Annotated in this window: 27 protein-coding genes and 1 pseudogene; 4 read left to right on the top strand and 24 right to left on the bottom strand. The window is 44.7% G+C overall.

Annotated features, from left to right (window positions below; genetic code table 11):
- Window positions 1-9: 9 nt before the first annotated feature.
- From accB to ACAW68_03035, 12 genes and pseudogenes are all read right to left on the bottom strand, one after another.
- The gene (gene accB, locus ACAW68_03090; protein XGA16556.1) at window positions 10-480 is read right to left on the bottom strand and encodes an acetyl-CoA carboxylase biotin carboxyl carrier protein; all 471 of its coding nucleotides are present in this window, start codon (window positions 478-480) and stop codon (window positions 10-12) included.
- The gene (fabF, locus tag ACAW68_03085; protein ID XGA16555.1) at window positions 480-1,715 is read right to left on the bottom strand and encodes a beta-ketoacyl-ACP synthase II; all 1,236 of its coding nucleotides are present in this window, start codon (window positions 1,713-1,715) and stop codon (window positions 480-482) included. The genes accB and fabF overlap by 1 nt, the downstream gene beginning before the upstream one ends.
- Window positions 1,716-1,805: 90 nt before the next feature.
- Window positions 1,806-2,528, bottom strand: coding sequence for a 3-oxoacyl-ACP reductase FabG (fabG, locus tag ACAW68_03080; protein ID XGA16554.1), 723 nt, complete (start codon window positions 2,526-2,528; stop codon window positions 1,806-1,808).
- Entirely contained in the window at window positions 2,528-3,472 is a 945-nt protein-coding gene (locus tag ACAW68_03075; protein XGA16553.1) for an ACP S-malonyltransferase, read from the bottom strand. The genes fabG and ACAW68_03075 overlap by 1 nt, the downstream gene beginning before the upstream one ends.
- Window positions 3,473-3,493: 21 nt before the next feature.
- A pseudogene (locus tag ACAW68_03070) lies at window positions 3,494-4,450 on the bottom strand (nitronate monooxygenase).
- Window positions 4,451-4,474: 24 nt separating this feature from the next.
- The gene (locus ACAW68_03065) at window positions 4,475-4,714 is read right to left on the bottom strand and encodes an acyl carrier protein (protein XGA16552.1); all 240 of its coding nucleotides are present in this window, start codon (window positions 4,712-4,714) and stop codon (window positions 4,475-4,477) included.
- Between the two features lie 84 nt (window positions 4,715-4,798).
- Window positions 4,799-5,770 carry a beta-ketoacyl-ACP synthase III gene (locus ACAW68_03060; protein XGA16551.1) on the bottom strand — a complete coding sequence of 324 codons (972 nt, stop codon included), beginning with the start codon at window positions 5,768-5,770 and terminating at the stop codon, window positions 4,799-4,801.
- A gap of 11 nt (window positions 5,771-5,781) precedes the next feature.
- Complete coding sequence (locus ACAW68_03055; GenBank protein XGA16550.1) at window positions 5,782-6,240, bottom strand: MarR family winged helix-turn-helix transcriptional regulator; 459 nt, start codon at window positions 6,238-6,240, stop codon at window positions 5,782-5,784.
- Between the two features lie 2 nt (window positions 6,241-6,242).
- Complete coding sequence (fabZ, locus tag ACAW68_03050; protein XGA16549.1) at window positions 6,243-6,716, bottom strand: 3-hydroxyacyl-ACP dehydratase FabZ; 474 nt, start codon at window positions 6,714-6,716, stop codon at window positions 6,243-6,245.
- 278 nt (window positions 6,717-6,994) lie between these two features.
- Window positions 6,995-7,213 (bottom strand): CsbD family protein, encoded by a 219-nt coding sequence (locus tag ACAW68_03045; protein XGA16548.1) that lies wholly within the window; start codon window positions 7,211-7,213, stop codon window positions 6,995-6,997.
- A 77-nt stretch (window positions 7,214-7,290) separates the two neighbouring features.
- The gene (gene purB, locus ACAW68_03040; GenBank protein ID XGA16547.1) at window positions 7,291-8,589 is read right to left on the bottom strand and encodes an adenylosuccinate lyase; all 1,299 of its coding nucleotides are present in this window, start codon (window positions 8,587-8,589) and stop codon (window positions 7,291-7,293) included.
- A gap of 652 nt (window positions 8,590-9,241) precedes the next feature.
- Complete coding sequence (locus tag ACAW68_03035) at window positions 9,242-10,009, bottom strand: tyrosine-protein phosphatase (protein XGA16546.1); 768 nt, start codon at window positions 10,007-10,009, stop codon at window positions 9,242-9,244.
- A gap of 107 nt (window positions 10,010-10,116) precedes the next feature.
- Here ACAW68_03035 and ACAW68_03030 point away from each other — a divergent pair, with 107 nt between their 5' ends.
- Complete coding sequence (locus ACAW68_03030) at window positions 10,117-11,004, top strand: LCP family protein (GenBank protein ID XGA16994.1); 888 nt, start codon at window positions 10,117-10,119, stop codon at window positions 11,002-11,004.
- A 284-nt stretch (window positions 11,005-11,288) separates the two neighbouring features.
- Here ACAW68_03030 and ACAW68_03025 read toward each other — a convergent pair whose 3' ends face one another.
- Window positions 11,289-12,254: an acyltransferase family protein gene (locus ACAW68_03025; GenBank protein XGA16993.1), complete on the bottom strand. Its 966-nt coding sequence runs from the start codon at window positions 12,252-12,254 to the stop codon at window positions 11,289-11,291.
- 549 nt (window positions 12,255-12,803) lie between these two features.
- On the opposite strand from ACAW68_03025, the gene ACAW68_03020 reads away from it, so the two are divergent.
- On the top strand, window positions 12,804-13,679 hold the full coding sequence (locus tag ACAW68_03020) for an ISL3 family transposase (protein XGA16545.1): 876 nt from the start codon (window positions 12,804-12,806) through the stop codon (window positions 13,677-13,679).
- A gap of 56 nt (window positions 13,680-13,735) precedes the next feature.
- Window positions 13,736-13,978 carry a transposase gene (locus ACAW68_03015; GenBank protein ID XGA16544.1) on the top strand — a complete coding sequence of 81 codons (243 nt, stop codon included), beginning with the start codon at window positions 13,736-13,738 and terminating at the stop codon, window positions 13,976-13,978.
- A 127-nt stretch (window positions 13,979-14,105) separates the two neighbouring features.
- On the opposite strand, the gene ACAW68_03010 is transcribed toward ACAW68_03015, so the two are convergent.
- The 6 genes from ACAW68_03010 to ACAW68_02985 form a co-directional block, all read right to left on the bottom strand.
- Window positions 14,106-15,131: a peptidylprolyl isomerase gene (locus ACAW68_03010; GenBank protein ID XGA16543.1), complete on the bottom strand. Its 1,026-nt coding sequence runs from the start codon at window positions 15,129-15,131 to the stop codon at window positions 14,106-14,108.
- Between the two features lie 66 nt (window positions 15,132-15,197).
- Complete coding sequence (locus ACAW68_03005) at window positions 15,198-17,666, bottom strand: carbamoyl-phosphate synthase large subunit (GenBank protein ID XGA16542.1); 2,469 nt, start codon at window positions 17,664-17,666, stop codon at window positions 15,198-15,200.
- Entirely contained in the window at window positions 17,663-18,748 is a 1,086-nt protein-coding gene (locus tag ACAW68_03000; protein ID XGA16992.1) for a carbamoyl phosphate synthase small subunit, read from the bottom strand. The genes ACAW68_03005 and ACAW68_03000 overlap by 4 nt, the downstream gene beginning before the upstream one ends.
- A gap of 59 nt (window positions 18,749-18,807) precedes the next feature.
- Entirely contained in the window at window positions 18,808-19,317 is a 510-nt protein-coding gene (gene pyrR / locus ACAW68_02995) for a bifunctional pyr operon transcriptional regulator/uracil phosphoribosyltransferase PyrR (protein ID XGA16541.1), read from the bottom strand.
- Between the two features lie 158 nt (window positions 19,318-19,475).
- A complete protein-coding gene (locus tag ACAW68_02990) occupies window positions 19,476-20,393 on the bottom strand; it encodes an RluA family pseudouridine synthase (protein ID XGA16540.1) in 918 nt (305 codons plus the stop codon).
- Between the two features lie 9 nt (window positions 20,394-20,402).
- Window positions 20,403-20,771 carry an EbsA family protein gene (locus tag ACAW68_02985; GenBank protein ID XGA16539.1) on the bottom strand — a complete coding sequence of 123 codons (369 nt, stop codon included), beginning with the start codon at window positions 20,769-20,771 and terminating at the stop codon, window positions 20,403-20,405.
- Window positions 20,772-20,833: 62 nt separating this feature from the next.
- Here ACAW68_02985 and ACAW68_02980 point away from each other — a divergent pair, with 62 nt between their 5' ends.
- Window positions 20,834-21,217, top strand: coding sequence for a ribonuclease HI family protein (locus ACAW68_02980; protein ID XGA16538.1), 384 nt, complete (start codon window positions 20,834-20,836; stop codon window positions 21,215-21,217).
- Window positions 21,218-21,255: 38 nt separating this feature from the next.
- Here the strand turns inward: ACAW68_02980 and ACAW68_02975 are convergent, their stop codons facing one another.
- The 5 genes from ACAW68_02975 to ACAW68_02955 all read right to left on the bottom strand — a co-directional run bounded on the left by ACAW68_02975 (window position 21,256) and on the right by ACAW68_02955 (window position 26,373).
- Entirely contained in the window at window positions 21,256-22,608 is a 1,353-nt protein-coding gene (locus tag ACAW68_02975; GenBank protein ID XGA16537.1) for a Na+/H+ antiporter NhaC family protein, read from the bottom strand.
- A 372-nt stretch (window positions 22,609-22,980) separates the two neighbouring features.
- Complete coding sequence (locus ACAW68_02970) at window positions 22,981-23,667, bottom strand: DUF4956 domain-containing protein (protein ID XGA16536.1); 687 nt, start codon at window positions 23,665-23,667, stop codon at window positions 22,981-22,983.
- On the bottom strand, window positions 23,660-24,406 hold the full coding sequence (locus ACAW68_02965) for a VTC domain-containing protein (protein ID XGA16535.1): 747 nt from the start codon (window positions 24,404-24,406) through the stop codon (window positions 23,660-23,662). Before ACAW68_02965 ends, ACAW68_02970 begins: the two co-directional genes overlap by 8 nt.
- Window positions 24,407-24,423: 17 nt before the next feature.
- Window positions 24,424-25,875, bottom strand: a complete 1,452-nt coding sequence (locus tag ACAW68_02960; protein XGA16534.1) for a carbohydrate-binding domain-containing protein — start codon at window positions 25,873-25,875, stop codon at window positions 24,424-24,426.
- Between the two features lie 129 nt (window positions 25,876-26,004).
- The gene (locus tag ACAW68_02955; protein XGA16533.1) at window positions 26,005-26,373 is read right to left on the bottom strand and encodes a hypothetical protein; all 369 of its coding nucleotides are present in this window, start codon (window positions 26,371-26,373) and stop codon (window positions 26,005-26,007) included.
- Window position 26,374: the final 1 nt, after the last annotated feature.

The raw sequence follows: 26,374 nt of genomic DNA, 5'->3' as shown, positions 1-26,374 counted from the left end.
GAGACCTCCTTAGGCATCCAATTCGACACGGAATAGTGCGTGACCGTAGTCAACAACATCTTCTTCCTCAACCAAAATTTCAGTAATGATACCAGCAACTTCACTCTTTACTGGCGTCATCAACTTCATTGCTTCAACAATCGCAACTTGCTCACCAACGGCAACGTGATCACCCACTTGCTTAAATGGTGCTGCATCTGGATTTGGCTTCAAGTAAACCGTACCAACCAACGGTGCGTCGATTGTTACGCCTTGCTTTTCTTCCTTATCCAATGGATGATGCTCAGCAGCTGCTACAGGCGCCTCTGCTGTCGCGACACTCGCAACAGCTGGCTGTGCAGGCGTCGTGACAACAGGTTGCGCGATTTCGTTCTTGCTCAAGTGCAAACTGAAATCATCTGATTGCAATGAAAACTCACGCAATGAACTGTTTTCCAAATCTTGCATCAAAGCTCGAATGTCATCTAATTGCAAACCCATTAATTCTCACTCCACTTCTTGAAAATGATAGCGGCGTTGTGGCCACCAAATCCGTAGTTAGCTGACAAAACGTAGTTAGGGGCAACAAACTTGTTGTCATCATTAACCAACGTTACACCAGCAGTTTCAGGATCTTGTTCCGTCACACCAACGTTAACTGGCAATTGCTCACGAACCAAAGCACCAATTGCAGCGATTGCTTCAATAGCACCAGCGGCTCCCAACAAGTGACCCGTCATACCCTTAGTTGATGAAACAAGGACACCGTTTTGACCGAATACCAACTCCATTGCCTTTGATTCAGCAGCATCGTTAGCACCAGTCGCTGTTCCGTGTGCGTTGACATAGTCAATGTCGCTTGCTTCAATACCAGCGTCTTGCAAAGCCAACTTCACTGAACCAGCAGGTCCTGATCCGTCAGGTGTTGGACTCGTCAAGTGGTAAGCATCTGAGTTAGCCCCGTAACCAACCACTTCGGCGATAATCTTGGCACCGCGAGCTTGTGCGTGTTCCAAAGATTCCAAAACCAAAATTCCTGAGCCTTCACCCATGACGAAACCGTGACGGTTAACATCAAATGGCTTTGAAGCTTCAAGTGGGTTCGGCTCAGTTGACAAAGCAGTCAACGCAGCAAATCCTGAGATTCCCATTTCGTTAACCGTTGCTTCTGAACCACCCGTAACCATCACATCGTACTTGCCTGATTGGATACGCCAGAAGGCTTCACCAATCGCGTTCGTCGCACTGGCGCACGCCGTTGACAATGTGTAGTTAATTCCCTTGGCACCGTAACGCATTGACACGTTACCTGATACCATGTTTGGGATAGCGTTTGGCACGAACATTGGGCTCACACGTTGTGGTCCCTTGTCGTGCATCTTGATAACTTGTTCTTCGATCGTCGTCAAACCACCGATTCCGTTACCCATGATAACGCCGAAACGATCCGGGTTATCAACACCATCTGCCAAACCAGCGTTTTCCAAAGCTTCACCAGCTGCGTGAACGGCATATTGTGAGAACAAATCCATCTTGCGAGCTTCGCGCTTTCCAACGCGTTCTGCAGGATCGAAGCCCTTCACTTCACCAGCAACCGTGACACCCGTTTCTGTGGCATCAAACTTTGTAATTGGGGCAATACCAACTTGACTGTTAAAGATTCCATCCAAAAAGTCATTTGCTGTATTACCAACGGGTGTAACTGCACCCAAACCTGTTACGACAACTCGTGTCATGTTGTTCTCCTCTACTTTCCTAAAGCGTTAGATACGACTTATTAAAATAAGTTACGAAAGAATAAGTGCATCAAGTCGTATCTGGTTTCCTTAGATGTACAATCCACCATCGACCGTAATTGTTTGGCCAGTGATGTAATCGTTTTGAGCCAAGAACAAGGCAGTTTGTGCGATTTCAGCCGCGTTTCCAAAACGCTTCAAAGGCACAGCCTCTAGGACTTGTTCCTTAACCTTGTCAGACAAAGCATCCGTCATGTCAGAAACGATCATGCCGGGCGCGATTGCGTTAACACGAATGCCACGCATTGCACCTTCCTTTGCCAACGTCTTCGTCAAGCCGACGATTCCGGCCTTTGACGCAGCGTAGTTAGCTTGTCCAACATTGCCCATCAATCCCACCACTGACGCGATGTTAATGATGTTTCCTGAACGGGCGCGCAACATCTTCTTAAAGAGTGGTTGCGTCACGTTAAACGTACCGTTCAAGTTTGTGTTCACAACATTGGCGAATTCGCTAGGCTTCATCCCCATGGCCAACTTGTCGTCAACGATTCCAGCGTTGTTAATCAAAATGTCGATACCGTCTACTTCTTCAAGCAAACCAGTCAACGCGTCGTTAACACTGTTTTCATCAGCGATATCAGCCGCAATTGCCAATGTGTCTTCACTGAATTCAGCCATTACTTCAGGCTTTACAGCTGAGCGTCCGTGCAAAATCACACGTGCGCCAGCTTCATCGAAAGCCTTGGCAATTGCCAATCCGATACCACGTGTTGATCCCGTGATCAACACATTCTTTCCTGCAAGATCCATTATTGTACTGTCTCCTGTTCTGCAATCAACATGTCGCGAACTTCATTAAATGAAGCAAGATTCTTCACGCAGTAGCGCTTAACGTCCTTACCAACAACCTTCTTGGCAAACTTCATCAAGGTGTCGCTTGGACCAAACTCAATCAACGTATCAACACCATCATCAACCATCGCTTGCAACGCTTGAGCAAAGTACGTTGGTGACGTGATTTGTTGCAACAAGGTTACCTTCACATCCACGAACTTTTGACCCGTCGTGTTTGAGTAAACAGCGAATTCAGGCGTGTTAAACGTTTCGTCAGTTAGGCGAACTGCCAATTGATCAGCAGCCGTTTGCAACAATGGTGTGTGGAAAGCCCCTGAAACTGGCAATTCAACCATGCGTGAGACACCAGCTTTAGTTAGCGCTGCCATGGCATCATTGACGTCTGCTTCAATACCACCGATGACCAATTGGTTAAATGTGTTGAAGTTCGCTGGATAAACGCGCTTGCCAGCTGCTTGTAGCTTTTCAAGCGTTGCAACTACCATATCTTGTTCATCCGTCATAACGGCAACCATCTTACCTGGGTTTGCATCACCAGCCGCTTGCATGTATGCACCGCGATCCTTGATAATGCACATTGCTTGTTCAAACGTCATTGCACCAGCAGCAGTCAATGCACTGTATTCACCTAAACTTAGGCCCAATGCAGCGGCTGGCTTTGGCATAACGTCTGACAAAGCATTGTAGATACCCATGCTCATTGCCAAAATAGCAGGTTGTGTGTACTTCGTTTGCTTGATGTTGTCTTCACTATTTACAATAGTGGCCATGACATCATAGCCAAGCAACTCACTCGCACGGTCAATTGTTTCTTGATATTCAGGTAAGTTAGCGTACAAGTCAGCTCCCATGCCAACTTGTTGCGCACCTTGACCACTCATCAATAGTCCTAGTTTCATGTTCTCTCCCCTGTTGTTTGGTTAGTTCAACAAGCCTTCAGCTTGTGACCAAACATCTTCTAGAATTTGTGCCACTGGCTTAATATCAGTAATCATTCCTGAAATTTGACCAGCCATGAAGGCACCGTTTTCCTTATCACCATCAAGCACAGCTCGGCGAAGTGAACCATTTTCAAGTTCTTCAATCGCATCTGCATCTGGCTTAGGCTTTGTGATTTCAATACGTTCTTGCTTAACAAAGTTCTTTGACATCTTCGTCTTCAAAACACGAGCGCGATTACCAAGCAATTCACCGGTAACAATCGTATCAATGTCCTTTGCCTTCACAACAGAATTCTTAAAGTTTTCGTGTACTTCAGCTTCTTCTGAAGCCAAGAAACGCGTTCCCATTTGTACACCTGAGGCACCTAGCATGAAGGCCGCAGCAACGCCGCGACCATCTGCAATACCACCAGCTGCGATAACTGGAATCTTCAATGCGTCAACCACTTGTGGTACCAATGTCATCGTCGTCAACATACCAATGTGACCACCTGACTCCATACCTTCAGCAACAACCGCATCAACACCCTTCTTTTCCATCATCTTAGCAAGTCCAACTGATGGTACAACTGGAATTACCAAGATGTCGTGGCTGTGCAATTCTTCGATAAATGGTGACGGATCACCAGCACCGGTTGCGACAACCTTAACACCTTCTTCGATGATGACATCGAAGACTTCGCGAATGTGACGTGACAACAACATCACGTTGACACCGAACGGCTTATCAGTAACTTCACGGGCACGACGAATTTCTTCACGTACCTTATCAGCCTTCCAATAACCCGTTCCGATGATACCTAAACCACCTGCCTCAGAGACAGCACCTGCAAGATGACCAGTCCCTGCCCAGGCCATACCACCTTGGATGATAGGGTACTTCATGCCTAACTTTTCAAATAATGGATTACTTAGCTTGACGCTCATTTTGCGGTTCCCTTTCTCTTTGGGTTTGTGTAATTAGGCGTTTACTTGCTCAGAAACCTTGTTTACCAAGTCTTGAACAGTTTGAATTTCTTCAGCAACGGCCAACTTGATGTCGAAGTCGTCTTCGATACGGTTCAACACTTCAAACAAATCCAATGAATCTGCGTCGATGTCTTCAGTCAAGTTCGTTTCAGGCTTAACTTCGCCCTCTTCCAAATCAAATTGGTCTACCAAGATTTCAGTTACCTTGTTCAAAATTTCTGCTTCAGTCATGTTAATATCCTCTGTTTTCTTTAAAATTTAAAAGTAGTTTGAAAATTAAAATGTATATGCCATATACAATTTTAGAAAAATAAATTAGACCTTGATAATCAAGGCGCCAACCGTCAATCCACCACCAAATCCGGCGATTGCGATTGTTTGTCCTGCGTGCACCGTCCCTGCTTCACGAAGTTCGTCAAGCAAGATACCGATACTTGCGGCACTTGTGTTTCCATATGAAGCCATGTTCATTGGGAACTTTTCAATTGGTTGGCCAAAGCGCTTCGCAATACTGCTGATAATGCGTCCGTTTGCTTGGTGCAATAGGTAAACATCAATATCATCAGGTGTTAAGTCAGCTTTAGCCAACGCTTCATTTAAGACATTTGGTACTTCGCGAGTTGCAAAGCTATAAACCTCACGTCCATCCATTTTGAAATATGGATCAGCTGGCTTCAACTTGCCTGCAAAGTGATTTGCATTTTGTTGTTGCCCAGCCGTTAGGAATTGTGATCGTTCACCAAACGTTTTCAATGATTCAGCTAGCAAACCAGTTGCTGCTGTTGTGCGTTCTAGCAAGACGCCCGCTGCGCCATCTCCGAAGAGTACGGCCGTTGAACGGTCTTCCCAGTTCACAAGTTTGCTCAACACTTCCGCCCCGATAACTAAGCCTCGTTCATAACGCGTTGTGAGCAATGAACTTGCCATACTCAACGTATAAACGAAACCTGAACAAGCAGCGCTTAGGTCCCAAGCGAAAGCATTGCGCGCACCGATTTTCCCCTGCACAATTTGTGCAACACTCGGTGACAATGTATCCGGTGACATCGTACCAACTAAGATAAAATCTAGTTGATCCGCGGTCAAACCAGCTTGATGGAGGAGTTTTTCTGCTACCGCCACGGCCAAATCACTGGTATCCTCAGTGTCGACGATGTGACGTTGCCGAATTCCAGTACGTGAACTAATCCATTCATCAGACGTGTCCATAAATGATGCTAAATCATCATTCGTAACGACTCGTGATGGGATTGCTCGCGCTGACTGGACGATGGTAAATTTTTCCATGTCGCCCTCTCTTAGAACTGGATCAACTCGTGAAGATATTCTTGCAAATTAATCACTGCTTTACGTACAGCAGCCGCTTCATCGTCGGATAGAGAGTCAAACAATGAGCGGGCCATACCGCGGTGGAAAGCCTCGTGTGCACGGAAAACCGTACGTCCCGAGTGCGTTAGTACAAGATGGACAACCCGTCGATCTTCGTCATCGCGACGACGTTCAACATATCCCTTCTTCACTAGCTTATCGATTACGCTCGTCATCGCACTAGGCGTCAAGTGCACCATTTCGGCGACTTGTGACGCTGTACGTGTCTCATACATCGAGATGGCTGCAATCGTGTGCATATCCTTAATCGTGATGTCATTAAACTTTGATTCACGCAATGAGGCTTCCTCAATCCAGACAACGTTGTTAAAAACGTTAACTAGGGCCTCATTAATCTGTTCGAACGATGCTTCTTCACTAGCTGCCATACTTACTTCTCCGTCTCACTCTTGGCGTCAGCCGCCTTTTTCTCGTCAGGTGAAACAACAAACATCAATTCGGCGCTAGTTGCTAACTTCCCATCAACCATAGCTTTGACGTTTACTGTTCCCATGTTCTCTCTCAGATTACCGAATTCTACGTGTAACTTCAAGACGTCGCCTGGCTTTACCATGCGCTTGAACTTGGCATTATCAATACCCGTCATATAAGCCGTCTTACCAACAAATTGTGGTGATGACAAAATCAAGATTGATGCCGCTTGTGCAAGTGATTCAATAATCAACACACCAGGCATAACTGGGTTCCCTGGGAAGTGACCTTGGAAGAATTGTTCATTGATTGTTACGTTCTTCGTTGCAATCAATGATTCTCCTGGTGTCATCTCGTCCACGTAATCCATATAAAGAATTGGATAACGGTTGGGAATCAAATCCATGATTTCAGTCGTCGTTAAAACTGCCATAGTCTCACTCCTTCCAAAAAGTATTTCGAACATCAAACTATTCGATATTCAAATCATATTTTGTTTTAAGCAAAATGTCAACACACTTTCGCAATAAATATACGTATACCCCGTTTACTATCTAAACTCCAGTTGTCGAAAACGCCTAAATTTAGGCGTTTTAACAAGTTATATCTTATTCATTTAATTCATAAAAACAGTAAATTTATGCAATAACTTACTTTTTGTATACAAAAAACAGGGATGATGTTCGCTGCCATCATCCCTGTTTGATTAGTCTACTTATCAGAATCCTTGTGCATCTTGTCCTTCAAGTCTTCAACTGCATCGGCAGCCTTTTCCTTGATATCACCCATTGCATCACGGGCCTTACCAGCAAGGTTTTGCGTCTTGCCTTCAGCTTCAACGCGCTCATTTCCAGTCGCTGATCCAACTACTTCCTTTGTCTTCCCAGCTGCTTCGTCGTACTTTCCCTTAACGTGATCTGACATTGCCATATAAATCGTCCCCCTTTGTTTGATTGCTTTAATCATAACAAGGAACATGTGGCTTGCCATCTGCCAAACGGGCAAGCTTAGTCAGCTAGTCCGACACGCTTAAAGATATCATCGACGTGCTTCAAGTGCCAATTGTAGTCAAAGGCGTCGTCGATCTCATCCTTCGTTAGCTTCTCGGTGATTGTTGCGTCAGCATCTACCAAATCACGGAATTGGAGTTGCTCATCCCATGAACGTGCCGTCAACGGTTGAACCGTATCGTAAGCTGCTTCACGAGACATTCCTGCATCCACTAACTTCAAGAGCAAACGTTGTGAGTAAATCAAGCCATACGTACGCTTCATGTTAGCCAACATTGTTTCTGGGAAGACTTGCAAGTTCTCCAAAATTGCCGTCAAACGGTGCAACATGTAATCCAAAACTGTCGTTGCATCAGGCAAAATAATACGTTCAGCACTTGAGTGTGAGATTTCACGTTCATGCCACAAAGCAACATCTTCCATAGAAGTAACTGCATAACCACGCAAAACGCGTGACAAGCCAACGATGTTCTCTGAACCAATTGGGTTACGCTTGTGTGGCATTGCTGATGATCCCTTTTGACCACCCTTAAAGCCTTCTTCAACCTCATGAATTTCTGAACGTTGCAAACCGCGAATCTCAGTGGCAACTTCTTCCAACGTCGTTCCGATAACCGCAATCGTCGTCACGTAGTCAGCGTGCAAGTCACGTGGCAACACTTGTGAGCCAATTGCTTGTGGCGTTAGGCCAAGTTCAGCCATGGCTGCCTCTTCAACAGTTGGTGGCACATTGGCGAATGTACCAACTGCCCCTGACAACTTTCCCGTTTCAACGGCCGCTGCGACGCGTTCAAAACGCTCAAGGTCGCGGACAGCTGCTTGGTAAAAGCGCGCCATCTTCAACCCAAACGTCGTTGGTTCTGCGTGAACACCGTGTGTACGGCCCATCATCACGGTGTGCTTGTACTTACGGGCCAACGTTGCCAAGACATCCTTGTATGCTGCCAAATCGGCCTTAATAACGTTGTTTGCTTGGCGTAGACGTAATGCTTGGGCAGTGTCTACGACGTCAGTTGACGTCAAACCATAGTGAATCCACTTACGCTCATCCCCCAATGACTCTGACACATTGCGCGTAAAGGCAACCATGTCGTGACGCGTCGTCTCTTCAATATCTGCAATGCGATCAACATCGAATTTTGCATTTGCACGGATTGCTGCCAAATCTTCCGCCGGCACGTGCCCCTCAGCTACCCAGCCGGCTGTTACAGCAATTTCTACATCTAGCCAAGATTGGTATTGGTTCTCCAATGACCAAATATGGCGCATTTCAGGTCGTGCATAGCGATCAATCATGTTTATCCCCTTATTAAATCGTCTTAAAATACGAACAAAACTTTAATTACGTTTATTATTGTACATTATTCACGAATGTTTTTGCACTATTTATCTGAATTTTGACCAAAATAAAAGGAACAAGCGGTTATCGCTTGCTCCTTAGTTCGTATTATTTACTTTTCAGATTGGGCACCAATGGCCATAATCGCCATCCCAACGGCGCCCATGGCACTGCCCAGTACAAAAGACACAACCATGCCATTATCCTCAGCTATTCATTCAAATTATTAGTTCTTACGTCCAGCAGCGTCCCATAACGCCAATAAATCCGCCGGCCATAAATGAAAGCAACATCATCATCTTGCTTCCTCCTCTTTTTCTCTATGTACTAATAGTAACCGCAATTTATGAACGGTTTATGAACATTATTTGGACGAAAACGACATGCTCGAAAGTTGCATTTAACAGGTTTTCCAGCTAAACTTAAATCTTAACGGGGGTACCGGAATGTATATACTTGGCTTGCTAATCGCCTTCATTTTAGGCGGTTGCGTTGGTGTTGTGGGCATGGCACTTTTTGTTGCTGGTGCTAACGCTGATCGACGAGATTCAAACAAATAATAATAACAATGGGCAACGATTCTATCACACTAGAGTCGTTGCCCATTTTTTAGTATGCTGAAAAGAAACGCTTTTTCTTAATTGGCGTTTGGTGCTGACGAGATAAACGCTCACCGTTGACCAAAGCCTTGGCGTTATCATCAAATTGCTTTGCTAGGTCAGAACCATATGCTGCTTTTAGTTTATCGAATGCAGCTGTTATTTCATATTTGCGACCTGGAATATGGTGTGCATCTGATGCAAACAAGTGTGCCAACCCATTAGCGATAATATCTTCACTAAAGGCTGTCACTGCTTTACCAAATGTCCCAACATATGAACTAGCGGTCACTTGTGCATATGCCCCGCGTGACACCATGTCATACAACAATTGTGGTTCCTTCATTAGACGCGTATTACGTTCTGGGTGCACAATGATTGGCACCAAACCGCGTTGTTGGATTTGGAACAACATGTCCATCGTAAATGCTGGTACATCATCTGATGGGAATTCGATTAAGATGTAAGTTCCCTGCTCATCTGTTGTGAGAATGTCGCCGTCATCCAACGCTGACAATAAGCCACCATTGATGCGAACTTCTTGCGATGGAAAAACCGTCAATGGAATATTCGCATTGTTCAATTCAGCTTGAAAATCAGCCGTTAGCTTAATCACATCTGACGCATGATTAACGTAACGTCCGTTCATATGGTGTGGTGTCATAAGTGCGTGTGTCACACCATCTGCCACCGCATCACGTGCCATCTGCAACGAAACGTTAAGGTTCTCTGAACCGTCGTCAATGCCTGGTAATAAGTGACTGTGAATGTCAATCATATTCGTCTCCTTAAACCTTTTCTCTTTCTTTAACTATACCCTAATTATTCACGGATTGTTATATAATTATTCATGATTTGAATACATTTTAAGGAGTTTTTCCCATGATTAAAAAGGTGTTACTTTGGATTTTGGGTATCGCTGTTACCCTGATTGTGATTGGTGGTGGCGTCGCTGCATTTGCGCTACACAACACGACTTCGAAGATTCACTCGATGGATAGCTCATTGAGCAAGGCCTCAGATACAAAAACGTCCGCTGGTAAACCAGTTTCCTATCTCTTGTTAGGAACTGACACTGGTGCGTTGGGTCGCACGGAAAAGGGTCGTACAGATACCATGATGGTAATGACGGTTAACCCTAATACGAAGACGACGACAATGGTTTCTTTGCAACGTGATACTAAGATTACCATTTATGGTATGACTGAAAAGTTGAACGCTGCATACGCACTTGGGGACGCCAAGCAAGCCATGACGACAGTTGAGCAATTGCTTGATATTAAGCTTGATGGGTATTTATTGGTCAATATGAAGGGGATGGAGCAATTAGTTGATGCCGTTGGTGGCGTGACTGTTAAACCTCCCCTAACCTTCTCATATGAAGGATACTCATTTACTGAAAACCAAGATGTCACAATGAATGGTACGGAAGCATTGGCATTCTCTCGCATGCGTTATGATGATCCACGTGGTGACTACGGTCGTCAAATTCGTCAACAATTGGTCATCGAAGCTGTTATGAACAAGTTGAAGGCTGATCCAAAGTCAGCGCTGAACAACGACTTCCTTGATGCTGTTTCAGATAACGTTCGTTCAAACATTTCACTGACTTCAATGCGTAACTTGGCTACCAAGTACCGTGATGCAGGTGAAACAATCAACCGTGACCAAATGACTGGTACCGGCGTGATGATTGATGGCGTTTCTTACCAAGAGATGTCTCAAGACGAAATTATGCGTGTTCATAATGAGATTGTGAATGCGGGTAAGTAATCTATCAGTTTAATTAAATACCTGTTTTAAATTTGGTACTGCCATTTATTCGTCCACACGATTAAATGGCAGTACCTTTTTTCTTCTTGGCATAAAAATTAAAAAAACTACGGCTTCAAACGCACAACGCCTGTACCCAGAATTTTTAAATTCTGTGCATTCTCTTTCTGCGTGCAACCTACCTATACGCAAAAGGCAGCCAATTTCAACAATGTGAAATCAGCTGCCTACGTAAAATCCAAAATATTAAATTTTACCAGTCATCACTACCATCCGTTTTAAAATCAGACGACGAACCGACTTAAAGTTTTACCAAACATCAACATGACTCCATCATACACTTTCATCATCAAATCATTAACGTGTAGGAGAGCGAACAACTTATTCCTTGCGTATTCCATAATTAAAAAAACAATGTACATAAGAACTGTGAAGGCCAACAATTTAGCTATCGTTAAACCAACATTATAATTCATCATCCACACATTTTTATTAGCCAAAAATTCATAGAAAACTGATCCATTAATCAAATATGCCCCAAAGGTTAATGGGGAAATACGAGATATAACTTGTTTAAATAGGTGGTTTCGAACTTCCAATTTAACAAATAATATAAATGCAGATAAGCTTTCTACCACTACAATGGGCGAAACATAACTAATAAAGTGCTTTAATCCAACATTACCAATCAAGTGAGATCCAAACTCTCCAATTGACGAAATTAAAGCCATGGTTACCCATACCAAAAGTAATTTGTAGGTATTAAAGCTAGATGTCGAAGTAAATTTTTTAATATATCCACCAACAGCGTACATCGTAATTAGCCATCCGGCTGAATAACCTGATTCCAAAAACATTTTGCCCAAAAATCCAACTGATACAGATAGAATAACTAATAATGCCAATATTTTCTTGATTGTTAACTGTGGTAACCTTTGGAAACCCAAATTAATAAACGGAGCCACAATCATCATAACTATGTAGGCTGTTACGTACCAGTATCTCCCTAACAGCACTGGGAATATTGACTCCACTAATAACTTAACCGACAAATCAAAGCCACCAAACACAAATACTATTGCGGCCATTACAGGGGCCCAAAAACTCGTTTGAACTATTACATCCCACACTCTGAGATACTTGATTTTTTTGTCATTCATTAAATATCCGGTTGTCATCGCAAAGATATTAACCGCAATTATGACAATATTTTCAATTGTCCATAAAGAGACAAACTGATAATTAGTTATATTTTTATCAAATAATAGCCCCCTTGTTCTAAATTGTGAAGTAACATAACGCCAAACATCGCGAAAATTTTCGCCAAATCAATCCCAAAATTTCTCTTCATTTTCCGCCTCAACATATTAACTGTAATTTTTTCCATAATAAAAGCCACTGAAGCCAAGCTTGGCCAAGTGGCCTATGATTTTCTTGTTTCTAGGGAGTATTTCTTCTAACTCGTGTCTTCTCGTAAAAATACTAGAACAAAAGAAAGGGTTCTACAATTTTTGGTACTGATAGACATTTCATTTTGAAACGTCATATCGGTACCTTTTTTAATTATTCTGGTACAAAATAAAAGGCAGTTCAGCTTGAGCCCTGAACTGCCAAAGACGTTTCCCCCTAGAAAGGAAAAGAATATCCATGGATAAGAGTATCAAAAAACTGCTTGGAATAACAGACTTAAATATCGAATTCGACGATACACAGCCAGAACAATTTCACGAAGAGGTTATTAAAGGACAGACCGTTACCGTTTGGCACTTTAAACTCACCTATCATCGTCGTTGTGATCAATGCGGGTTCACATTGATCACAACGGCACAAAACTGGTTCGGCACGTTGGCCCTCGCAGTGGCTTCCACTTCAATTACTTCGAAATCCGAAAGCAGAAGTATATCTGTGCGAACTGTGGGCACACAGCCATCTCAGAGTTTAATGACGTTAAACCCGGCGACCATATTATGCGTAAAGTGAAGCAGACTGCAGCGATGGAACTCAGTGAAAACGTCAGTCAAAAACATATCGCAATGGATAATAACATCTCAACTCACACCGTTATGCGCCAAGCTGATGGTTTATTTAGCTACAACAAAACTAATTTCCACTACCTGCCAAAGCATATTGCATTCGACGATTTCAAATCAGGTAAGTTCTCAGAAAGTGGTATGAGTATGATTCTCATCGACTCGACCATGCATCGAGTACTAGATGTCATGCGGAATCGTGGTGACGGTGCATTAGCTGCGTACTTCGAACAATACAGTGTGGAAGCTCGCCGTGGTGTACAAACCATCACGATTGACCTGTTCACGCCATATCGAAAGATGATTAAGGCATTATTCCCTAACGCAAAAATTATCGCAGACCGGTTCCACGTAGTCACCCAAGCTTATCGTGCCTTGAATCAAATTAGAATTCAAACCATGAAAAAATACGGCAGTGACAGTCGAGAATATCGACAACTAAAGCGTTTCTGGAAATTACTAATGAAGAAGGAAACAGACCTCGATTTCACTGCATGTAAGAAGCGAATCAACTTCCAATACAGCTACCTAACCGATCAAGAAGTAGTCGAGCGACTACTTCAACTTTCCGATGAACTTCGCGATTCCTATAATTTCTACCAAGAAATTATATTCGCCGTGTCACGCTCGAACCAGATTACTTAGACGCAGCGCTATTTCCAGATAAGAACGATGCCCAGTACCAGCACCTAGCTGGCCAAATGAAACACGCACGTCGCACGCTTCGTAGACATCGTGAAGAAATTCTCAACAGCTTCATCTACGGTTATTCCAACGGTCCAGTTGAAGGAGCCAATAACAAAATTAAGGCTATCAAGCCCGTCGCCTACGGCTTCCGTAGCTTCAAGAACTTCCGATTGCGCATTCTCATCTCATTCAAGAACAGCTTCTACTCGATGAACTACAAAGCAAAAACCGCCGAACTCGAAAGTTCAGCGGCGTAGCTAGGCTCAAATATTCAATTTATACGTTCATCAGTACCATTTGACTTTGAACCTTAATATTGAATACAAAAAAGCCCTTGCAAATCGAAAATGATCTGCAAAAGCTTTTTTCTATTAACTATATTTATTACTCAGCTGATGAACTCTCTTCTGAGGAAGAAGATTCTGATGATGAGTTTGACTCAGAAGAATTTGATGACTCTGATGAGCTAGCTTCTGAAGATGAAGACTTTGATGATGACTTGTCAGACTTGTTTGTCTTTTCCATCGCAGCGGCTTGCGTGTACGTTGACAAAACGTTCTTCAAGTCTGAATCCTTGATGTTAACGTCGGCCTTAGCCAATTCGTTTCCAATCACAGCTTGAACCTTCGTTGAATCTGACATTTCTTGTTCAACCAAGATATCAGTCATCTTTGACTTCATGTCCTTGAATGGCTTCTTTTCATCACGTGAATCCATCTTGATGACAAAGTAACCTGAGTAAGTTGATGACTTAACTGGGTTCTTCGTGTATTCACCCTTCTTCAAACCAAACGCAGCTGTCTTGAAGTCGTCTTCAAGCGTTGTGTTAGTTGAGTCGAAGGCTTCCATCTTTCCACCCTTGTCCTTAGTAGAAGAATCCGTTGACTTCTCCTTGGCCAAGTCCGCGAACTTCTTACCCTCATCCAATTGCTTGATGATATCCTTGGCTTCATCTTCTGAAGAAACCAAGATAACTGATACGTTCACGTCAGGTGTGTAGCTGTCGTAAGCCGCCTTCAATTCCTTGTTAGAGAACTTTGAGTTTGACTTAACGGCTTGCTTCTCCAAAGCTTGTAGGCGCAATGAGTCGCGGAACGTATCTTCCGTCATACCATTGTTAGCCAAAGCTGAGGCGAATTGTGCACCGTATTGCTTCTTAACTGAGTTGAATTGTGAGCTAACTGACTTCTCAGAAACCTTATCACCGTAGTTCTTTTCCAAAACCTTCTCGATGATCATGTTAGCCAATTGTTGTTGACCAGCACTCGTGTTCTTCAACTTCTTGTAATAATCAGCTTGTGAGATGTTACCGTCATTAGTTGTGGCGATTGACTTAGGACCAACGCCCCAGGCTGCCAATCCCAAAGCTGCCGCAACGACAACCAAAATAGCTACTACTTTCTTCCACATGGAAAAATGCCCTCTTTCAATATTTATATATGTGTTTTAAGTTTACCATACGAAGCTTTAACTTGCTTAAAGCACTTGGTAAGTCGCACCCATCGCAAAGCGTCCGTTATCAAGCGTTTGCTGAATATTCATATGTTCCGCAAAGTCCGCATCACGATAACGAAGACGTGATGTCTTGATACGCCATGGTAGATTCTTCAAATTATCAACCATTTCTTCGTCAGCCTTCGTTTGTTTATTCAACATGTAACGAACAATCAAGCGAAGCCATGAGACGCCTGTCACCTTATCAAGGAAGGCAATATGCGTAAATGGCATTGGTCGAATATCATCAGCCGTGACTTCACGGTCTAATGGCAAGCGATCCGTCACCAACTGGTACAAGCCAGCCGTATCCAGTGTCATATCAGGTCGTGGCAATGATTCCCACAATGAATCGGTCATGGCCGATTGATCGAAGACGATGCCCCCATTATCCTGATGGCCGACACCAATCACGTGCAATTCAAGCCCGTCATAGAAGTAATTCACGATGGTTTGTTGACCATCACTTAGCATACTACTTGGTAGGTACTTTTCTTTGGCGATTACTTGAACATTTACACCCATCTTACGCAAACTCGTAATCAACTTAATACGATTACCTGGCACAAACACGCGCGTTGGTTGTTCAATTTCAATAACGTTCATCACATCAGAAATTTCCAACGGCTCGTAATACTGCTTGTGTGCCAGTTGCGGAATGAATGTTAGGTCAGTCGGATTGTTATTCATCAAAACCGTCTTGATACCTTGGCGTGACAATTCATCGGCCACCATCGCCATGGTGTATGATGCTGCGGCACCATCCCCAAGACGAAAGGCCCCCGTTCCAATCACCAAGGCTGAATCATCCCCAAGTCGCTCACTCTCATTCTCCGTTTCAAACGTTGAATAGAATTGTGAAACTGACTCTTCGAATTCACCAGCTGACGGCTCGAACGCCTTATACGTTGGCAAAATACCGTTATCCCAACGATAACGTCGCACCGCCTCGTACTTTTCATCCCATAGCTTAGCTACCAAACCATCAGACAACCCGTAATACTTGGCTTGTTGCAAGGTATCGGTATCCCATGGATGATTCTTAACAGCGCTTTCCAAATTATTAATGCGCTCTAGTTTATAGAAGTAAAACGCATTAATCTTAGTCAACTCAGCCAATTCATCAACGGTATAACCGCGACGGATTGCCTCAAGCAAAACTAAAATACGGTTATCGCGTGGGTGAATTAATTGCTCAATAATTTCATTATCGGTCAACGCGTTCATCACAGTCGGTGAGAAATTACGGTTGTTAAAGTGAGCGGCACGAATGGCCTTTTCCAACGCCTCTTCAACACTGCGCCCCACACCAATTGTCGCCCCAACTGACTTTTGCACGGTATCCAAACGATTCTCGGTTTGAATACCGGCTGACTCTAGTTCACCAAAGGCAAACACCGGGAAACGAATCACAATGTGGTCCATTGTCGGCTCCAACAAAGCTGTGTGCTCGGCATAAATTGATGGTACGCGCACCTTATCAAGGGTTTCACCCATCATCAAACCAGCGATAACTGGCACCAACGGATAGCTCGTGGCGGCCACTAGCATGGCAGAGGTACGGTCAAAGTATGGCGTCAAACGTGTGATGACATACTCTTCTGTCGTCGGATTAACGGCAAAACGTACTTCCAGCAAGCCAACGACGTTAAAGCCACGTGCAACTGTAAAGGCTGCGTTACGCAATTGTTGGAACACCGGGTCCGGCAATGTTTGCACCGGCGTAATCGCAATCGAATCAGCCGAGTGAATACCAACCGGATCCATATCCTCAACACCACCAATCAACACGGTCGTATCGCGCTTATCACGTACAACCACCATGGCAATTTCTTGGTAACCGCGAATACTCTTATCCACGTTGACTTGATGGGTCAAAGAACGGTTCAACGCCGTTTCGGCTGCCCCTTCCAGTTCTTCCACATCTTCAACTTGGAGACGAATCGTTTGTCCAACTGGTGCCACCGAACGTACAACCACTGGAAAATCAAACTCACGCGCTGCATCGAACACTTCACTGACATTGCTTGCCAAACGCGTTTGAATGGCTGGCAACTTTAACTTGGTGAGACGCTCTTGCAGGTACTTGGTATTTTGCGTGGCTTGCATAACCGGCAATGTCATCCCCAAAACCTTGGGCGCATTATCACCAAGCAATTCAACAATTTCCGCTGACAAACGAACGGCTGTTGAGCCACCAACACTCGCAACCATCGCCGTAATGCCTTGTTCAACAATTACCTTAACTAAATTAGGTGCAGTCAACGCGGTTTCAATCACCGTCACATCATCGCGTTCATTCGTAAAGCCAAATGGGTTATCATCGACAATCACGATTTCATGACCACGACGACGAAGTCCCTTCACCACTTGATAGCTTGCAGCATCACTTTCAGTTTCACGACCAAAATCATTGGCAGATCCACCGATAATTAAGATTCGTTCACTCATGATAGCCACCCTCCTCGACGTGCAGTCACCATTTCCATAAATTCATCAAAGGCCTGCGTTGCTTCAATTGGTCCTGGCGCTGTATCTGGGAAAAATTGCACACTAAACGCTGGGTAATCTCGGTGACGCAATCCTTGAATAATCCCGTCCGTCATATCGATATGTGTAACAAACATATCAGTGTCACGCACAGAATCTGGATCAACACTGAACCCTTGCCCCTGTGTCGCAAACATAATGCGATTCGTGATTTGCTCACGGATTGGGTGATTCATCCCATGGTGTTCAACTGGCATTTGTTGTAGCTTGGCACCATTGGCGAGCGCAAATAATTCATGTCCCAACCCAATGCCAAACATTGGCACGCGTTGCTCAAATTGACGAATAATATCAAATGTTTCATCTGGGATTTGACGTGGGTCACCCGGTCCTGATGACAACACAATACCATCGGGGTCCAAGTTAGCAACTTCATCCGACGTGGCGTTGTATGGCAACACCGTCACATTGGCATCAAAGTCACTTAGCATGCGCAAAATACCATTTTTCAAACCGAAATCTAGTACCACTACGTTCGCCCCACGCCCTGGGTTAGCATAAGCCTTGGGCGTTGAAACTTGTGGCACCTGACGCGTCGTCAAAACCATCGCGCGCAATTGATCGAACGCGTGGTCATCTGGCGCATCAACAATTGAGGCCTTTTGCGTCCCCGTCTTACGCAAATGACGAGCCAAAGCGCGCGTATCAATTTGTGAAATACCGGGTACGTTATGACGCTTCAAATAGTCGTGCAAACTCATCGATTGCAAACGATTGGTTGAGATATCGGCGACTTCACGTACTACCACACCTTTAACCGTTGGCACAATTGATTCATCGGCGCGGTGATTAATACCAGCCGCCCCAATCGTTGGTGAGGTGAACATCACAATCTGATTGTGATAGATCGGGTTGGTAATAACCTCTTGATACCCCGTCATCCCCGTGTGAAAAACAATTTCCCCAAAATTCGTCGCAGGTGATCCAAACGCTTCGCCGGCAAAAATCGTGCCATCTTGCAAAATTAAATAACGTTTTGTCATGACGTCGTGCTTACCATGCATCAAACATGGCAAGTCCTCCTTTCCGTCCTGCCTTTTAATTAACGAATTTCAACTGAATCAACACCGTCAACTTCTTCAACATTGACGTTGATGCGCTCGGCAGCCGCCGTTGGAATGTTCTTCCCAACGAAATCGGCACGGATTGGCAACTCACGGTGACCACGGTCAACCAAAACGGCCAAGTTAACTACTGCTGGGCGGCCGTTATCCATCAAGGCGTCCAAAGCCGCACGAATCGTACGACCTGTGTAAAGCACATCGTCGACCAAGATAACACGCTTGCCGTCGATATTCGTATCCAACACAGCCTTCGTACCACGGTCCGTTGCATCATCACGATAAGTTGAAATATCTAGCTCAGCAACTGGGATTTCTGCATTTTCCAATTGTTGCAAACGTTCTGCAATACGTTGGGCAATATAAACACCGCGCGTCTTAATTCCCACAATCACGAGGTTATTAATACCCTTGTTCTTTTCGATAATTTCGTACGTAATACGTGTCAAAGCACGTTGCATTGCCATTGCATCTACAATTTCTTTAGCCATAATCGAATCCCTTATCTGTTTATGTATACAAAAAGGCGTCACCTAAAAAATTAGGTAACGCCAAGTTTAAAATCAACATGTCTCGTTACCTCTTGCATCTCTCTGGATAGCATTAAGAAGTAACTTCATTTTAGCACGAAAACCGCGTCGTTTGGGACTTAGTTTGCGTCAATTTCTGCATATGGGTCTAATTGATCCAACATTTCCGTAAAGTACGCTGGTAATGGCGCTTCAAACGTCATTTCTTCACCAGTCGTTGGTTGCGTCAAACCAAGCGTTGCCGCGTGCAAGTATTGACCATTACCTGGCAACGTCTTCTTTGGTCCGTACAATGGATCACCAGCCACTGGGTGACCGATATAAGCCATGTGCACACGGATTTGGTGCGTACGTCCTGTTTCAAGCGTTACTTGCAATAGCGTGTAACCAACAAAACGCTTCACGACCTTGAAGTGGGTCACTGCGTCACGACCACCGGCCACAACTGCTTGCTTCTTACGGTCAGCTGATGAACGACCCAAAGGTGCCTTGATGGTTCCTTCGTTTTCAATGAATTCACCGTGAACAAGGGCGTAGTATTGACGCAAGTTCTTCTTGTCCTTCAATTGCGCTGACAATGCTTCGTGGGCCTTGTCATTCTTGGCAACCATCAACAATCCTGACGTATCCTTGTCGATACGGTGTACGATACCAGGACGAACCACCCCGTTAATCGTTGAAAGTGGTGTGTGGAACATCAACGCGTTAACCAACGTGCCTGATTCGTGACCCAACGCTGGGTGCACAACCATCCCTTGTGGCTTATTGACAACCAATAGGTCATCATCTTCATACACAATGTCCAATGGGATATCTTCCGGCTTCAAATCAATCTCAACTGGTTCAGGAACCGTAAAGGTAATTTCATCCCCTGGCTTCACGCTGTACTTGGCCTTCTTCTCGGCACCATTTACCTTCAACACGCCGTCGTTAATCCAGCCTGTCACTTGGGTACGTGTATAATCTTCAAACGCGTCAGCAACGACCTTATCAAGACGGCCAGTTTGGTCCGTGATTACCAATGTCTCTTCTGTCATAAAAATTCTCTATCCTTCAATCTTCTCTTGTAGAGCTTGCAACATGCGCTGCCCCATCAAAAAGCTGTATTGCTCACCGTCATGGCTAAACATCACCGTGTGCTTGTTAAATTGTACAAATTCCATATCCTTAAAGTGGATCTTCTCGGTGTGCATCCCAATAATGTGTGGGAAACGCAACGCATCATCTTCCAATGTCACACGTCGACGCAGAATGGTTGCAGCTGCCACGACGACAAACACGAAGAATGACACATATGTCCAAACGTTAAGTGTTGTCACCTCAAGCCACATAATCATGCCGAACAAGGCAATCATTAAAATCCACGTCCACGATACCCAGCCTACTAAACCGGCGGGTTGGTAAAAACCTTTCATGTCTACGCTCCTTTCGGGAGTTCATGCTATTTTCTAGTATAATGAAGTTAGAGGTTTTTGTCATGTTAATCAAGTTATATGCTGATGCTGCGACTCAAGGAAATCCCGGTCCAAGCGGTGCCGGCGTTGTTATCTCCGCCGACGGCAAGCAAACACAACTTCACCACGCACTGGGTGAAATGAGTAATCACGAAGCTGAATTTCGGGCCGCTATTTTTGCCTTTGAGCAATTACTACCCATCGCCTCACCTGACGACACAGTCATGTTTTACATCGATTCAAAATTAGTCGCGGATAGTATTGGTAAATCCTATGCCAAGCATTATCCAGAACTAATTGACACCCTAATGGCGCTAATTGATCGGTACAAGATTGTCTTAACAACTTGGATTCCAGATCGTGAAAATCAAGGCGCTCACAAGCTGGCTTTGCAAGCCATTCATTGATAGTAAAAGCGCGCATCCTCGGATGCGCGCTTTTTGCTTTATGATGCTTTCTTAATACCAATGCCTGTCCAGGCTGACAACAATGAGAACACTGGTGACAACAAGGCAAAGAAGACAAATGGTGCGAAGCTGTGAACCGGTACGCCCAATGTTTGCGCGGCAAAGCTACCCGCCACACCCCAAGGAACCAAGTAATTAACGACCGTTCCTGAGTCTTCCAATGAACGTCCCAAGGCCAAACGTGACAAGCCAACGCGATCAAACGCTGACTTCCAAAGCTGACCTGGCAAAATCGTTGACAGGTATTGCTCACCAATCATGAAGTTGGCTGCAATTCCAGTAAAGACGGTACCGGTAATGACACCAGCCCCACTCTTAATGCGGTTTGCAATTGGCGCCATAACGGCTTGCAAAATACGTTGTTCCGTCAGCAAACCGCCTAGGGCCAAGGCCAACATAATGATAATGACCGTTGGCATCATCGCTAACATACCACCACGGTTCAACAATGCTTGTAGCATGCCATTCCTAGCTGTGGTCTTGAACCCATTCAACAAAATGTCGGCCAACATTGCTGGTGTGTGGTTAAGCAAGAAGAACGCACCAGTCACGGCAACGTTGATTAGTAGCGTTGGAATAGCTGGCACCTTTGCCCAGGCCATCCCCACCAACAAAACCAGCGGTACAATCGTCCACCAAGTTGGTGACAACAAATCGGCCAAGCTAGCTAATTTTGCAGTCGATGCACCAGCGTGACCGCCACCGATAATGAAGAAAATAATGAATGACACAACCAACGCTGGCACTGTCGTCCACATTAAGTTCTTGATGTGCGCGAACAAGTCAGTTTCTGAAATCGATGAAGCCAAATTCGTTGAGTCTGACAATGGTGAACTCTTGTCGCCAAAAATTGCACCTGACAGCACGGCTCCGGCAACCAACGCTGGTTCAAATCCCATCGCTGTACCGACACCCATCAAGGCCACCCCGACTGTTGCAAGCGTGGTGAACGCTGATCCAATCATTGAACCGACGATGGCCGTTACCAAGACAGCACTTGGCAAGAACCAAGCTGCGTTTGCAATCTTAAACCCAAGCCAGAGCATCGTTGGAATCACGTTTGTCCCCATCCACAATGCAATTAACATCCCAATCAATAGGAACAAAAACAATGGCGCCAAAGCAGTTTGTAGACCACGCAACATATCACGTTGAATGTCTTCCCATGTTGCGCGGTGCAACTTGGCAAAGACCATCGTTACCAACAAACTTAGTGTCAATGGGACGTATGGTGATAACCCAAGGCCGATAATACTACCAGCAAAAATAATGATCAAAATAACAATAAGTGCTAACGCTCGTCCAAAGCGTGGTGTTGCTTGCTTTTCCATATGTGTCTCCTCGTTCGTTACAATCTAGTCAGTTCAACTTTCAGTTATAGCTGCGATAACGAACGAGTCCGCCAACGCCACGTGTTACATCAAATACCCCATGGTGCATTCCTCCAAACAAATAAAAAAGTCCCAGTAACCTGCAAAACAGATTACTGGGACGAATTAGCAAAAATCCGCGGTACCACCCAAATTAGTCGCATACTATCGCATGCCACTCTCTTTCAGACTATTCCGTTGTAAATAGTTCAGTCATAACACCTGCGCCACTCACAGCAACCGTGGCTTCTCTTACGTACAATGTTATGTCCTACTGATGTGTCTCAGTTTACGGAATAGATGAGTGCTTGTCAACACTAAAATGAGATTTCTTTAATATTCATCGGCGATTAGATTATATTGCATCGCAATACCGAGATTACCATTCGCTGTACGTAGGGCATCAATAAAGGCTTTATCGTCCATGCCTTGCTTCATGCTTAGCAAATATTGCAACTCGAACAATGACCCCAGTTCAGTGGTTTTAATACGCTTCAGAATAAACTTTTCGGTGTATTCAGTCAAAATGGCTTCCACTTCTTGTTTGTCGTACAAATCTTCTGGCACCGTTAGCTTGAGCAATTGATCGGTCGTTGCGTGCCCACCAAAGTCCATCATATTCATCAGCAACATTGCCAATAGCAATAATGTGGCCGCAATCACAGCATACGCGATATAACCCAAACCAGATGCCAAACCAATAGCCATCGTTAATAGCACGTACGTAATTTCAGCTGGGTCACCAGGCGCTGAACGGAAGCGGATAATCGAGAATGCACCAGCCAATGAAAAGGCACGGGCGACGTTATTACCCACCAGCATAATAATGACGGCAATCACAACTGGCAATAAGACCAATGTGAATGAGAATTTTTGTGGTGACACTCTTGAATTATAAGTTTTCAAGTAAACCAAGGCTGTTACGAGTCCTAGTACCATGGCCGTGACCATCGCAATGATAAACGTTGGCAATGTAATCGCCGTGCCAGAACTACTCGTTGTAAAAATTGAATTAAGCATGTGCAATTTCCTTTTGTAAAATGTCTGTGTAAGTCTCGTCGCTCGCTTGGAAGCTACGTTTTAGGCCGCGTTCAAATTTTGAAAAACTTGTGGGACGTAACTGATAATCAGCAACTATTCGGCGGAGAAATGTTGGCATCCCCAACTCGGTTTTAATCTCCATCAATACCATTCCAGCCGGCAACAAGGTCGCCCCGATTGTTTGGCTTGAAATACTCAAATCGCGTGTCGACGTCCTAATATTGGTGTCGAACGATATCCGTAAATCGCTATCGCATGACGTCGCATGAAGCGCAACTCGTTCATACGCTACCTTAATCACCGGTTGCAATTGTTTGCGGGCCAACGCTAGGACTTCCCGACCGATTTGGTTATCCGGTAAGTCACCGGCAGCCAAGAAGCGATTCGCCGTTTCATAATCAACCGTGATGCGTCGCTTATAGGTTTTCTTCAAAAACTTCTTTTTAATCTCCAAGAAAACCGGCTTATCCGCGTTCGCCGGTCCATAAGATCGCATGCGGAGTCGCTGTTTAAATTCATTGGGTTCCAATCGCAATGCCTGCTGTGAGACGGCATCCGTTACTGATGCATAATAAAGCGATTGAATGGGATACGATTCTCCCGTTTGGTTGTAACGATCTAGACGCATCTGTTCAGCTGCAAGCAACGCCTGCAAAATGCCCTCGTACTGCGCTTGGGTAATAATATATTTCACTTCATATCGATTGAAAACTTGCATATTTTCACCAATCAGTCCTAACGCATGCCACCGGCCGGCCCACCACCAGCCATTCCTTCAGTCAAACCATTACCAGCCGTCACTTCAGTCGTCGTCCCGTTCACCGTTACCTTATAGGTAGAACCTGACTTAATGTCGGTCGATGCAACAGCAACCGTGTCACCATCAGCGTTAACCGTGTAGCTTGCAATCGTCTTGTTTGCATCATCAACTACGGTTACCTTGTCACCCTGCTTAACGCCACTTGGCAACTTCACATAGGCGTTATCAAAAGTTGCTCCAGTGCCAGTTCCACCGTAGAGCACCGTACCGCCAGTAAAGGTCAACGTGCCATCCAAATCGACTGCCTCGTTGTCTGGTGATGAACTGATCATCGCTTCGACCGTACCGCCTGACATTGTGATGTCCCCGTTTGAATCAAGGCCGTCACCACCAGCAAGGAAGACAAGCTTACCCGCCGTGATATTCAAGATCGGTGTCTTGTAACTACCTGAGGCATTCACCGCATCATCCGTACTACTAATCGTGGTTTCACCACCATCGATATCGATTTCATTGGCTTGCATACCTTCATATGAACTTGTGACCGCAACCTTACCGCCTGAAATCACCAGTTTACGTTCGGCCGAAATACCATGATTACCATCTTCCGTACCCGTGGCGACTGTAACGTCTCCACCAGTAATTTCAACCAAGCCCTTATTTTCGTCGTTGTCTTGATTTGATTCAATCGCATCATCCCCAGCTGATACGTTAACCGTACCGTCGGTAATGTGCACCGAATCATGACCAACTAAACCGTCTTTAATTGCCTTGGCAAACACCGTACCTGACTTGATTTTCAAATCATCCTTGGTATAAACCGCATCCTTTGAATCACCATTAATTGCGACCACACCGTCACCCTTAAAGGTTAAGTCGTGCGTTGCATAAACGGCTGCTTTCTCCTCGTCGGTATCAGCAATTGTGCCACCGTCAATCAAATTAATTGAATTGGTTGCTGATGAAATAATGGTCTTGTCCGCGTTCTTCTCATAGATAGCTGGACCAGTCGTCGATGTCAGATTCACGCCGTTCATAATGATTGTGACTTCATCCTTGTCACCGGCATCAACGACAATTTGTGCATCGCTCGCTGATCCTGTCACGTAATACGTACCACCCTTAGAAATCGTGATGGTTTTATCGGACACCTTTACACCAGATCCAGTTGCCTTCATCTTAGATAAATCCACCGTACCATCGGCCGTCACCTTGCCAGATGCATCGCCGGTTTGCGCTGCGGTTGGATAAGCTGTTACAGCGAGCTTATTCGTGGTGGTCGTCGATGAGCTTTTGGCACTAGCTGTTTTTGCTACTTCGGTATTCGTGTCGTCAGTATCTGATTGCATCACCGCATAACTAGCACCACCTAGCGCCATTACGCCTAGCACACCAATCGTTGCGACTGCTTTTTTATTTTTCATCATTTTCTTTCACCTCGATAATTTGTACTATTACTATGCCGGTTGAACCTTAAAGCTTCACTCAAGGGAGCTAATGTCAAACTTAAAATTTGTGAATTAAAAAAGACCAGCCATTTGACTGATCTATCCACGTTAGGCCGATTTAATTGTTTGAAATACACCACCAATTAATAGCAACGCTGAAATAACATAGTACCCAACAATAAAGGTCGAGCCCGTCCCGGCAATTTCTAAGATACCCGCGACGATCAAGGCAATGATGACCGACCAAGTGGCCAAATTGCCCCACGCCCAGAACGTTTTGTATTTTGGGGATTGGGCAATTGCTGGCTTAATGGTTACCACCAATACTTGCCAAATCAACACCGCTGCGGGTACTAACCATGCCCAATTCATTTTTGACGACTGTACCCCGTGACCGAAATAGTTGTAAATCAGGTGGAAAACAAAGATAAATCCTGTCACACCCAACCACTTAAACGCCGTTTGATATTTTGCCATG

It is taken from the genome of Weissella confusa (assembly GCA_041871065.1).
GTDB lineage: Bacteria > Bacillota > Bacilli > Lactobacillales > Lactobacillaceae > Weissella > Weissella confusa_A.
Note: the sequence above shows the minus strand (reverse complement) of the source record. Positions and strands in the feature narration are given on the sequence as shown.